This window comes from Paenibacillus sp. SEL3, assembly GCF_054602585.1.
Map to the genome: position 1 here is coordinate 2127983 of NZ_CM137725.1, position 12640 is coordinate 2140622.

General features: G+C 44.6%; 10 protein-coding genes. 1 reads left to right on the top strand and 9 read right to left on the bottom strand.

Annotated features, from left to right (window positions below; translation table 11 throughout):
• Positions 1–41: 41 nt before the first annotated feature.
• Positions 42–911: a cation diffusion facilitator family transporter gene (locus tag ACYCS5_RS10090; RefSeq protein ID WP_029517164.1), complete on the bottom strand. Its 870-nt coding sequence runs from the start codon at positions 909–911 to the stop codon at positions 42–44.
• A 454-nt stretch (positions 912–1365) separates the two neighbouring features.
• On the opposite strand from ACYCS5_RS10090, the gene ACYCS5_RS10095 reads away from it, so the two are divergent.
• Positions 1366–1551, top strand: a complete 186-nt coding sequence (locus tag ACYCS5_RS10095) for a hypothetical protein (RefSeq protein ID WP_029517162.1) — start codon at positions 1366–1368, stop codon at positions 1549–1551.
• Positions 1552–1733: 182 nt separating this feature from the next.
• On the opposite strand, the gene ACYCS5_RS10100 is transcribed toward ACYCS5_RS10095, so the two are convergent.
• The 8 genes from ACYCS5_RS10100 to isdC all read right to left on the bottom strand — a co-directional run bounded on the left by ACYCS5_RS10100 (position 1734) and on the right by isdC (position 12320).
• Positions 1734–3362: an ABC-F family ATP-binding cassette domain-containing protein gene (locus ACYCS5_RS10100; protein ID WP_013311942.1), complete on the bottom strand. Its 1629-nt coding sequence runs from the start codon at positions 3360–3362 to the stop codon at positions 1734–1736.
• A gap of 283 nt (positions 3363–3645) precedes the next feature.
• The gene (locus ACYCS5_RS10105; protein WP_029517161.1) at positions 3646–4425 is read right to left on the bottom strand and encodes an ABC transporter ATP-binding protein; all 780 of its coding nucleotides are present in this window, start codon (positions 4423–4425) and stop codon (positions 3646–3648) included.
• Entirely contained in the window at positions 4415–5398 is a 984-nt protein-coding gene (locus ACYCS5_RS10110) for a FecCD family ABC transporter permease (protein ID WP_241113419.1), read from the bottom strand. Before ACYCS5_RS10110 ends, ACYCS5_RS10105 begins: the two co-directional genes overlap by 11 nt.
• A gap of 14 nt (positions 5399–5412) precedes the next feature.
• Positions 5413–6372 (bottom strand): heme ABC transporter substrate-binding protein IsdE, encoded by a 960-nt coding sequence (isdE, locus tag ACYCS5_RS10115; protein WP_459760995.1) that lies wholly within the window; start codon positions 6370–6372, stop codon positions 5413–5415.
• A gap of 280 nt (positions 6373–6652) precedes the next feature.
• Positions 6653–10636: an NEAT domain-containing protein gene (locus tag ACYCS5_RS10120; RefSeq protein ID WP_459760996.1), complete on the bottom strand. Its 3984-nt coding sequence runs from the start codon at positions 10634–10636 to the stop codon at positions 6653–6655.
• A gap of 98 nt (positions 10637–10734) precedes the next feature.
• The gene (locus ACYCS5_RS10125) at positions 10735–11232 is read right to left on the bottom strand and encodes an NEAT domain-containing protein (RefSeq protein ID WP_039273678.1); all 498 of its coding nucleotides are present in this window, start codon (positions 11230–11232) and stop codon (positions 10735–10737) included.
• A gap of 32 nt (positions 11233–11264) precedes the next feature.
• Positions 11265–11732 carry an NEAT domain-containing protein gene (locus tag ACYCS5_RS10130; RefSeq protein ID WP_029519187.1) on the bottom strand — a complete coding sequence of 156 codons (468 nt, stop codon included), beginning with the start codon at positions 11730–11732 and terminating at the stop codon, positions 11265–11267.
• A 72-nt stretch (positions 11733–11804) separates the two neighbouring features.
• Entirely contained in the window at positions 11805–12320 is a 516-nt protein-coding gene (isdC, locus tag ACYCS5_RS10135) for a heme uptake protein IsdC (protein WP_069012154.1), read from the bottom strand.
• Between the last annotated feature and the right edge of the window lie 320 nt (positions 12321–12640).

The following is a 12640-nucleotide window of genomic DNA, read 5'->3' on the forward strand; positions in this document are numbered from 1 at the left end:
GGTCTAAAGTCACTTTTAATACTAACTATTTAATAATTAATCTATAATTTGGGTTCTACATGGACATGGACATGCATCGTATTATGAACCTCTTGTAGGCGTTCCTCAATCCGGTCGCTGATCCGATGCCCTTCAATCAGGCTGAGTTGCGGATTCACCTCAATGACCACATCCACCAGTGCATGATTGCCGTGTACACGTGCCTTAACGTCCCGAATCCCCTCTACTCCAGGTATACGGGCAATCGTACTTCGTAAGTCAGACAGTTCTTGCTCATCAAATCCATCGGTCAAGCTGTGTGTGGAATCCTTAAAAATATCCCACGCTGTTTTGCAAATGATACATCCTACCGCGATCGCAGCTACAGTATCCAGCCAGGGTAGCCCGAACTGTGCGCCGATAATGCCAACTGCTGCCCCAACACTGACAAGTGCATCCGATAGATTATCCTTGGCCGCTGCCAGCAAAGCCTTATTGTTAATTTGCCGTGCCAGCCTGTTATTGTACAAGTACACTCCCAGCATAATCACGGCACAAATCACAGCTACACCCGCGGAGGTGATATCCGGTATTTGCTTTCCGCCCTTGAAAATGCTGCCGATCCCATCAATAAGCACCTGCAAACCGACGACAGCCATAATAAAGGACGCCAGCAGCGCCGCGATCGTTTCTGCCCGAAAATGTCCATAGGCATGGTCAGAGTCCGGTGGCTTTTGGGAAATTCTCAGTCCAACCAGTACAGCAACCGACACTACAATATCGGTAACATTATTGAAGCCATCCGCCCGCAATGCGCTAGAAGCAAATATATACCCGCTAATCAGCTTAAAGGCGGACAGCAAGAGATAAGCAGCAATGCTTACCCACGCCCCACGCTCACCTTTTCGGATTTCATCATAGACATTTACCACAACGTAGGACACTCCTTCAAATATATAGTTCCCAGCAGAACGACCTCACCGGGCCCAAAAATAAAAATAGCAGCATCGCTGCCTTGAACCCTCAACATTAACTTTTCAAACAAGCAGCGTAGCTATCCTGAAAATAACAATTCACCTTTGGGTAACTGTTATTTTCAGGATAGCAGACGAACTTTGTGTGGGTCTAGAGAAACAGTCTTTCCGCTCTGCATCGCTGTAGGAACAACGAAAAAGTATTGCCAGGCCCCATTCCTGTAGGTTACACAAAACATTTTTTCCTTCACACAAAAAACAGACGTTTTCTCTCCCGCCCCACCCCAGATGGGTGTTATCATTGTTGCCCTTGTCCCTTCTTTTAAAAACGTATAAAATGAGGACACAGCCGCGTTTTTCTTCAATCCAACATGATTGACATGAATCTGGCGGCAACAGGAGGAATTTATTCATGAGCGATGCCAATGAACCACGTAAAGTTAATCTCGCAGATGCCATTCGGGAAAAGCTGGCACAAAAAAAACAGCAGTCCGGCGCTTCACAGCAGGGCGGCTTTCAAGGCGGTTCCACCAAAACACTTAAAAGCCAAAATACGAAGAAGCCGAACAACCAACGCCGTCGTACAGGCGGATCATAAGCCACCTCATAGCCTTTATAGGGTACCAAAGGTCTGGCGAGGTCTATCTTACCTCACGGCCAGAGCCAGGTAAGCTATGGGCATGGCACAAAAACGAAAAAGAGGAGTCTCCCTGCCATCTCAATGGCCTAAAGGAGCTCCTCTTTCGTTTATCTAGTTGTTGAAGATAGCCGGTTGGAATTTTAGCCGATTTCTACCGGATACATACGTTCACGCAATTTCGCGATTTCTTCATTTTCCAAGTATTCATCATAGCTCATCGTACGGTCGATTACGCCGTTTGGTGTAATTTCCACAATGCGGTTCGCAATCGTTTGAATAAACTGATGGTCATGAGATGTGAACAATATAGTACCGTCAAAATCAATCAGACCATTGTTCAGCGCTGTAATGGACTCCAAATCCAAGTGGTTGGTCGGTTCTTCCAGCAACAGCACATTGGCACCGTTCAGCATCATTTTCGCCAGCATACAGCGAACCTTTTCGCCCCCGGACAGTACACTTGCTTTCTTAAGTGCTTCTTCACCAGAGAAAAGCATACGTCCCAAGAAGCCACGCAGGAACGTTTCGTCCTGATCCTTGGAATATTGACGGAGCCATTCCACAAGATTCATGTCCACACCTTCAAAATAGGTGGAATTATCTTTCGGGAAATAAGCTTGGCTAGTTGTAATCCCCCAAGAAAATTCTCCGCTGTCTGCTTCAATCTCGTTCATCAATACTTGGAAGAGCGTCGATTTAGGCAAACCGTTCGGCCCAACAAACGCGATTTTATCGCCTTTGTTCACAACCAGACTGAACTCATTCAGCACTTGCTCGCCTTCAACGGTTTTACTGAGGCGGTCTACTGTCAAGAGTTGTTTGCCTGCTTCGCGTTCAGGCTTGAAGTTCAGGAAAGGATATTTACGGTTCGATGGACGGATGTCGTCCAGCGTAATTTTATCCAGTTGTTTTTTACGTGAAGTAGCTTGTTTGGACTTGGAAGCATTCGCGGAAAAGCGCTGAATAAAGGCTTGCAGTTCCTTGATCTTCTCTTCCTTTTTCTTGTTGGCATCACGCGTCAAGGCAAGCGCAAGCTGGCTGGACTCATACCAGAAGTCGTAGTTGCCGACGTACATCTGGATTTTGCCAAAATCGATATCCGCAATATGCGTACATACCTTGTTCAGGAAGTGACGATCATGGGATACGACGATGACGGTGCCTTCATAGTCCATCAAGAAATTTTCCAGCCATTGAATGGATTCGAGGTCCAAATGGTTGGTAGGCTCATCAAGCAGCAAATTGTTCGGACGACCAAACAACGCTTGAGCCAGGAGAACACGTACCTTGTCATTACCACTCAGCTCAGACATGTTCTTGTCATGCAGGTCGCGAGGAATACCAAGACCGATCAGCAAGGAAGCTGCATCCGGCTCAGCATCCCAACCGTTCAGCTCCGCAAATTCGCCTTCCAGTTCACCGGCACGCAGGCCGTCTGCTTCAGTAAATTCTGTTTTGGCATACAGCGCATCTTTTTCCTTCATGATTTCATACAGACGCGTATGACCCATAATAACGGTTTCCAGAACCGGGAATTCATCGTATTCATAATGGTTCTGCTTGAGCACTGCCATCCGTTCGCCCGGTGTCATGTGAACCTCGCCTGAATTGGCTTCGATTTCACCGGAAAGAATTTTCAAAAAAGTGGATTTGCCCGCGCCATTCGCCCCAATCAGGCCGTAGCAGTTCCCAGGAGTAAATTTGATATTTACGTCTTCAAAAAGTGGGCGTTTCCCATAACGAAGCGTTACGCCGCTTGTACTGATCATATAAGCATACCATCCTTATCATTAGTTAAGTGCTAAACACAAAATTACCGACGGCAATAGTATAACACACAAAAGATCGGATTCGAACCGTAGTATAAGCATAACCGTCCCTGAATCTCATCCAATATCTTATAAATAAAATAAAAAATGCTTCTGTCTCCACGGTTGTCACCTGACAAAACACATGGACCAGAGCCATTTTCATGTTTTAAATTCGTTGAAATGCCGTGAGGACAAACGCGTTATTCAGTCGCAGCAATAATGTTCCGTATGCTTGTAAATGTCAGGAAGCCCCGACTCCTATCGGAATGAGATACATGCCCGCTTCATCATCCTGTTTGATTACGACCTCCACATCATAAACTGCCTGGATCAGTTCAGATGTAACGACCTCTGTAGGTGGGCCGTTCGCTATAATACGCCCTTCCTTCATGGCAATCATTACATCGCTATACCGAATAGCCTGATTGATATCATGCAGCACCATCACGATTGTCAGTCCATGTTCCTGGTTTAACTGCCGAATGAGCTCTAAAATTTCAAGCTGGTAGTACATATCCAAATAGGTGGTCGGCTCATCCAAAAATAAAATGGGAGTCCGCTGTGCCAAGGCCATTGCAATCCATACACGCTGCCGTTCTCCTCCTGAGAGTTGATCCAACGTGCGAGTTCTACGTTCGTTCAGGTTAGTACAGGCTATCGCCCACTCAATCGCCTCCTCATCCTCGTCACGCCTCGCTGTGAACATGTTCTTATGCGGCAACCTGCCGAAGCTTACGAGCTTTTCTACAGTCAGGTCGGAAGGTGCCTCGTTCTGCTGATGGACTACCGCCAATTGACGGGCCAGCTCCTTGGGCTTGTAGTGGGCTATTTCTTTGCCGTCCAGAATCACCTGTCCCAAGCGGGGAACAGCATTGTTGGACATCACGCTGAGCAGCGTCGATTTGCCGCATCCGTTGGGACCAATAATGGTCGTAATCCGTCCTGACTCAATAACAGCATGAATAGCGTGCAGACGATCTGTTTTCCGATCATATGAGAAGGTTATATCCTTAATGTCCATAGCTGCGATCCGCCTTTCTGATCAGGAATATCAGGAACGGCCCGCCAATGACGGCCATAATAATAGAAGCCGGGATTTCATTGGGAGCAAGCACCGTCCGCCCCAGAGTATCCGCGAGCAGCAGCAACAAGCCACCGCATAAGGCTGAAAATGGAATCAACCACTTATGATCCGAGCCAACTAGGTAGCGGGCACAATGCGGAACGAGCAGGCCGATAAAGGCAATCACTCCTGCGATGGCTGTAGCCGTTGCTGCAAGCAGCACTGCAATCACAGAAATCAAAAGTCGTGCGCGTGTTACATTGAATCCCAGATTTTTAGCTGTTTTATCTTGAAGGGACAAGAAATTGCACCAAGAGAACACGAGCATGGCCAAAATTAGTCCAATCCCGCCATAGGTCACAATAACCTCGACATCTACCCATTTTTTCATAGACAAGGTTGAAGTAGTAACCTGGTTAATGCTGGTGACCGCATAGCTGCCTCGATAATTAAATGACTGACCTAAACCAGAAAAAATGGCATTCACAGCTACCCCGATCAGAATGAGACGAATCGGATGCAAGCCGGATCTCCATGAAAATCCATAAACCATTAAACAAGCTATCGCACCGCCAATAAATGAAAAGAACGGCATCCAGAAATAAAGCATTGGAAAGACCGTCACCGCAATCAGCGAGATCAATGCTGCTCCCGAAGAAATGCCGATAACTCCGGCATCTGCCAGCGGGTTTTTCATAACAGCTTGCAGCAAGACACCCGCTACTGCAAGGGCTGCACCTGCCATCACGGCTACGATAATTCTCGGCAGCCTCAGGTCCTTGACCACATTCACCTGATCATCTGTACCTGTCCACAATCCGGTGACCAACTGACTCAAATCCACCTTGAGACTACCTGTCATCGCTGAATATAACATGACGCCGACGAGCAAGACCATTACAACAATAAGACTCCAACCTTTTTTGGACATGTCATCAGCTTCCTTTAATTCGAAGGATACAGCATTTTCATCAGCTCATCTAGCGCCGAGTTTGCCGCTAGATTCCCTGTTGTGCCAAACAACGGTTCAGGCAGATCATAGACATGCCCATTTTTCACAGCGTTGAAATGCTTCCAGATATCGTTGGTTTTGAACTCTTCATCGAACATTTTCACTACTTCATCCGGCATCCCGTGTGCAGCGCGCAAAATGATATCAGGGTTGGATTGCTGCAAGGCTTCGGTATTGTGGGCAATGAACTCCACCTTCTCGCCCTGAACCACATTTGTTCCGCCTGCAATTTTAACCAGATCCCCAATATAGGAATGCTCGGTAGCCACCAGATAGCTTCCCGGTACTCCCAGCAAAATCAATACTTTAGGAGATTTCTTCCCTTTGATCTTTTGTTGAATCTCAGTTACTTTGGCATCCAACGCTCCATTAATCTCTTTGGCCTTATCGGCTTTGCCAAACGTGTCTCCCAGCTTTTGAATTTCTTTTTGCATATTCGCGAGACTTTCAAAATTCAAAAATTCGGCATTGATTTTCAAATCTTTAAATTTAGGCTCCAGATCATATTTCAGTGTCGTCACCGACAGTACATCCGTCGGCTTCAGTGACATCACTTTTTCCATGTCGGGACTCATCGGATTACCCACATCAGGCACATCCTTGTAACGGTCAGGCAGCACTTTCGTGCTTGTCGGCTTACCAGCCAAATCCAGGCCCAGCGCATCCGTGATTTCCGCAATGGCTACCGTAGTCGCCACAATCCGAGGAGCTTGAGCTTTACCGTCAGACGACTTTCCGGTTGCATCAGATGTTGCCGCTGATTTCGAACCATCGGTCTGATTCTGTCCAGCCTGTCCTCCTCCCGAACATCCGGCCAGCAACAAGATCACGATGCCGATTAACATATACAAACAAAACGATCTTCCTTGAGCCCATGCTATATATCGTTTCATGAAAATCCAGTCACCTCAATTCAAAATATAGAACTGCATTAGGAACCCTAACTTTTCGGGTATCAGGATTTAGCAAAATTCGACTCCAGTCGCTCCAAAGTGCAATATATAGACGAACTAGACTGTTTGATCTACATATTGTTCACTAGAAGTCGCTTATTGGATTTTTGCAAATTCCTCGGGTATGTAAATGCTGACAAGTCTTGACGCCGAGGCACCAAGACTTGCTCGCATACAAACTTTGCTGTTATTCGGGCTTCATTGACGTCACAACCTGAGGCTACTTCGCTTTCAGGCTTGCTTCATCAAATTGGAACTGAACTGTATACCAGTGATCATACGGCACTCCGCCAAGAACCAAGCCAGGCACAATAACGTGTGTGTAAGCACTGATTTTCTGGGACAAGTCCCCTACCTCGAATTGAACGACACGTGTATCGCCGGATGTCGAGATCACTTCTACATCTTTCAGGGTACCGTTTTGCTCCACTTGTAGAGTTGGCATCCAAGAGCTATTTTTCAAAGTCACTTGGATATAGCGCTTGTCTCCCTTTTCAATCAGTGTGGCTGGCTTGTCGAGATAACCGTCCATAACGGAAGCTTCACTCGTTTTGTCTTTAAATACGTTGTAATTAATCGTGTATTGCTTCTCGGAAGCCATTTGAACCGGTTGCTCAACTACTGGTTTGGTTTCAGCTACAGATGCAGTTGTTTCTGCTGCCTTGTCCGTAGAAGCTACTATCGGTTCAGTAGGGGTTACGGTTGTAGCTGTATTGACTCCCTCACCTTTGAGCGATGCACGGTCAAATTGAATCTGACCGCCGAATTTCTCATTTAGAATGTATTTCTCAGGCAGATATACCTGTGTGTACACACTCAACTTTTTATCCAGATCAGGTACTTCGAACGCAATCGTGTGCGTGTCACCTTTAGTGTCCGAACCCATAATCGTCGGATTGGCATAACGACCTTCAAAATCCGTTTGGAATAGCTTCAAAGCCTGGTTGTTCGTAACGGTTACATGAGCCTGAACCTTACCGTTTTTCACAATCAACTTCGCTAGACTCTGTACAAAAGGAGCCACTAGAGAATCCTTATCCGTTCCGTTCGCCAGCACACGGAAGTTCGCAGTGTACTCTCCATCGGCCAAGTTATTTTTCCCCTGTTCTACTTCGTCTGCTTTGGTTTCGTTGTGATAAGATACATTACTGGTATCGAATTTAAATTCAAAATCATATACCTTTTCTACTCGATCCTCCGCCTTGAAAACCATCTGAGCGCTACTTGCCACTTTAGGAGCTTCGTAGACAACCAGTTGGCCTTTTACATTGCTCTTAAAGTCACTTACGCTAAAACGAACATGCTTCGTATTGCTTGCTGCATCTTCCTGGGTCACTTCTGCATCTCGGTAGTCCCCGCTTGCGTTGTCCCAAATGCGCAGCGCCTTCACTTCATTGCTGTTTTGCAGCTTCAGACCTACAAACCGTTTGTCGCCTTCCACGACCAATTGCGCCGGTTCGTCAGTGATGAAGCGTTGAGCCTGTGAATCTGCTGCTGTTGAGCCATCTGACAAAACAATACTGAATTTCAAAGCATATTTACCATTGGCAAGCTTGTCAAAATCCAGTTTAATCATGGGATCAGCCGCCCCTGAAGAGGTAGGCTCAACAAAGCTTCGAATGGTAGCAGGCTCGAATTGGAACTGCACATCATACACGTGATCATATGGGATGCCACTCAAATCCAATCCAGGTACGATGACATGCGTGTTCACTGTCACTTTATCCGACAGATTTGGCACTTCAAATTGTACTGTTCTTGTATTTGCGGAGCTCGATTGATCGACAACCTGAGCCTCTGCACCATTTACTTTGAACGTTTTGATCCAGCTGCTCTTGTCCATTTTGATCTGAATGATATTTTTACCAGACTGTTTTAACAGTGTGGCTGGCTTTTGCATATATCCATCCATCACAGATATTTCATTGCTTCCGTTTTTGAGTACGGAGAAATCAATGCTGTATCTGCCATTTTCAACTGGGGTTGTGGTTCCGTTATCCGGTCCTTTAGCTGTAATGCTACTGCGGTCAAATTGCAGACGAAGCTTATGATCCATCTCATAAACCCCACCTGGATAGGTCGTGCTCACATGTACCTGTGCATTCAGAATAGCGTCCAAATCCGCCACTTTGAATTTCACAACACGTGTATTAGCATTCCTGTCCTCACTAACGATATCTGCATCCGTAAGTGTCCCGCTTTGTTCTGTTTTAAACTCTGTCACGGTGGTGCTGTCTTTGATGGTAAAGGAGGCTTCATACTTGCCTTTTGATACCGTCAGTGTGGCCGGAGACAATAAATATTGCGCCATGGCCGATTTTTGATCTTTGATTGCGTGCAGCGCATCGAAGTTGATTGAATACGTTCCATCAGCTAAATTCTTTCCGGGCGTGCCTGGTGTGCCTGGCGTCCCAGGATCAACCGGGGTTGTTACCGCTCCTAATTGAAGATCGACATCATAGGTTTCTACATAGTTCAGCTCAGGCCAGTTGATGCTTACCCATGCATTCAGTTTGGCAGGCACTTCCTTAACCTCAAATTCGATAACACGTGTATTCGCCGTTTGATCTTCACTTACTACGGTCGTGTTGGTCAATACTCCATTTTGTTCTACTTTAAAGCCGTCAATTTGTTTGCTGTTTTTCAAAGTGAACTGTACATATTTCTTGCCTTTACGTTCAACCAGAGTACCCGGTTTTTCTGTATATCCATCCATCATAGACTTTTCACTTGAACCGTCTTTTAACAGCGTGAAGTCCAGATTTGACGTTACTGGAGTTGAACCGTTGTCCGTTCCCGAGATACTGTTTTTATCGAACTGAAGACGAAGTTTATGGTCCATCTCATAAACCCCACCTGGATAGGTCGTGCTCACATGTACCTGCGCATTCAAAATCGCGTCCAAATCCGCTACTTTGAATTTCACAATACGTGTATTGGCGGTCTTGTCCACACTTACAATATCTGCATCCGTCAACGTTCCATTTTGTTCAGTTTTGAATTCCGTCACTGTAGTGCTGTCTTTAATGGTGAAGGAAACTTCTTTTTGTCCCTTCGCTACCGTCAAAGTTGCCGGAGACAACAGATACTGTGCCATGGCTGATGGCTGATCTTTTGTGGCGTGCAGGGTATTAAAATTAATAGAATACGTTCCATCCGCCAAATCTGATGGGGCGGGTGCAGAAGACATCTGAAGATCTACATTATAAGTATGCACGTAGCCCAGCTCAGGCCAGTTGATGCTCACCCATGCGTTGAGCTTGGCAGGCAGTTCTTTCACTTCAAACTCGATCACTCGTGTATTCGCAGTTTGATCTTCACTTACAACAGAAGTGTCGGTTAACACCCCATTTTGCTCTACCTTAAAACCATCAATCTGTTTGCTGTTCTTTAATGTAAACTGGGCATATTGTTTACCTCCACGCTCAATTAGTGAGCCTGGTTTCTCCGTATACCCATCCATCATAGACTTTTCATGGGTTCCATCTTTCAAAAGGGTAAAGTCCAAATCAGAAAGTTTTTCTCCTGCATTAGGAGGCGTCACCGGTGGTGTTACAGGTGGAACCGTTGGATTCTCCGTTGAGTTTTTAAGTCTCAAGCTGGAAGGATCAAACTCAATCCATTCCTTCACCGAACGATCTGGATCGGTATCTACATACCACGGAGAACTGCTATTAAATCCAAACTCCGTATTTACATTTTGATGAAAATCATAAACATCGAAGCTTACAGTCCCGGAAGCTTTCCCAGAATCCACCTCTATTTTTGCGGGAACTGTTTCCCCGTTTTGTTCTACTAAAAATTTCGATAGCCCTTGAGTTTCTGCAAACTTAAATGAAAAATGGTATTTTCCATCCTTAATGATCAAATCTCCAGGATAGGTATAGTTTGTTTTGAAACTCGAATCTCTGGTGTTACCGCTGACTGTCTTTCTTAAAGGTTTGTAATCAATCAGGTATTCTCCATCTGCATAGGTCGCATCTGTGGTAGTTACAGCATTGGTAGGCTCAGCATATGTGCTAGGTACTTCTACCGGCATCTCATAAGTAGCATAAGTAGCACTAGTGACTGTAGTGCTTGAATCGGGCAAATTTTGGAAAGTGGAATCAACTTCAGGGGTTGCTCCTACGTATGGTGAAAATAAAGAAAACAACATTAGAATAGCAGCGAATGTCGTAATGTATTTGTTAAATCGGCTTTTCAAGGTGATGTATCCCCCTACTTAAAATATACTCATTTGGGGCATTGAAAGTAAGCTCCAAATGAGTATTCAATTCAAAATTATATTTTCAAAAAGAAGCCTTAGATATCGCTGTCGTCGAATTGGAATTGAACAACATAGTCGTGATCGTACGGAATACCACCAGTGTATTCTGCAGGCACACTTACATGCAGTTTAACGTTCAATTTTTGAGACGGGCTAGTTACAGGGAATTCGACTATTCTTGTATCCCCTGATGTGCTTACCACAGTCGCATTCACATACTGACCGTTTTGTTGAGTTTTGAATTCAGTAACCCATGCACTCTTGGTAATAGCTACTCGCACTTTATATTGACCATTCGTAACAATCAGTGTGGCTGGTTTTTTCACATAACCATTTGTATCCATGTAAGATGGCTGAGTGGTTCCATCTTTATAAACGGTATAAGGCAATTGATACGTTCCATTAGGCAAAGCCGCATTCGCCTTATTGGCAGAAAATGGAGCCAGTACCACAAAAACAAGCGCTGCCATCAGTACAGTAAGCATTACTTTTTTCAAAGACAATTTTTCCATACGATTCATAATCATGTTCATGTTCTTAATCTCCTTTACGTTTTATTTTTGGATTATATTTCGTCGAATTGCAGTTGTACATCATACTTGCCTGTGTAGCCGATTACTGGGATTGTGATTTCAGCGTAAGCATTCACTTTTGCATTCAGATCAGCAACCTCGAATTCCACTACACGAGTGTTGCTAGCAGTATCTGTGCTCACTACAGTCGCATCTTGCAGTACGCCATTTTGCTCTACTTTGAACGTTGTAATCAGATTGCTGCTTTTCACAGTCAGACGAACGACATTTTTGCCGTTAGCTACCGTAACCTGAGCAGGCTTCGTCAGGTAGCTATCCAATCGAGAAGTCTCATTGGTTTGATCCTTCAGAACGGTGTAGTCTACGTTGTACGTGCCGTCGGCTGCTGCCGCTTTAGCTGAGAATGGAGCAACAAGTGCAAAAACAAGCGCTGTCATGATCAATGCTACGAATACCTTCTTAAAAGAAAATTGCTCAAAGCGATTCATTACCATATTCATATCTACACACACTCCTCCATTTTTTATGCTTGAATTTGTGTTGATTTTATGAACGATAGAGATGGCTTGAATTTACTTCTTGGAAGATTTAGTTGATTTTGCTGACTGGACGGCTGCTACTTTTTTGACACTTTTGGAATCAAAAGCGAAACGGATCGTATAGTCATGATCGTAGTTATACGCAGGGACAGTAACATGGATTTTAGAGATTAGCGGGCTGTTCACACTCGTAATTGGAAATTGTACGGTGCGGGTATCGGTTTTGGCATCCTTATGGATGACCTTGGTATCGATGATTTTGCCTTTGTAATCTACTTTAAACCCAGTTGTCCATTCGCTATGATTCAGCTTAATTTGCATGGTCATTTGACCTTTTTTCACATACAACTTAGCTGGTTTTTCAAAATAATCATTAGCCATGGACACCGAGTCATTTTCTGCCTTGAGGATATTGTATTTGAGCGTGTATGTACCATCCGCCAATTTTGGAGAAGCCGCAGCGGCTCCTACAGATGACGAAGTTGGCCAAAAGCTCAGCACACTCACCAGCAGAAACACAGCAATAATTGCAGAATACCCCTTCTTCATTTTGACAGCAGTCCCTCCCCACGAGAATAAACTAATTGATTATCATTCTCAATTGATAATTTAAAAAAATAGCTCTTTTCGAGCTTGTCTCCCCACCTCTCTATTCCATAATTTCGCAAAATAAAGTAAACCCATCACCAATATATCTTACACTTTTCGAAAATGTCAATATGTATTTGCGTGTACGCAATCCCTTGATATATGCTATTTTTTAAGAAAAATTTGTAGTTCCTTCTTCTTTAATTCGAATATATCCCTTTTATTTTTAGTTCAAAATTTATTTAAAAATTTTGTTTTTTCAATTGACATTGCCCAGTGAT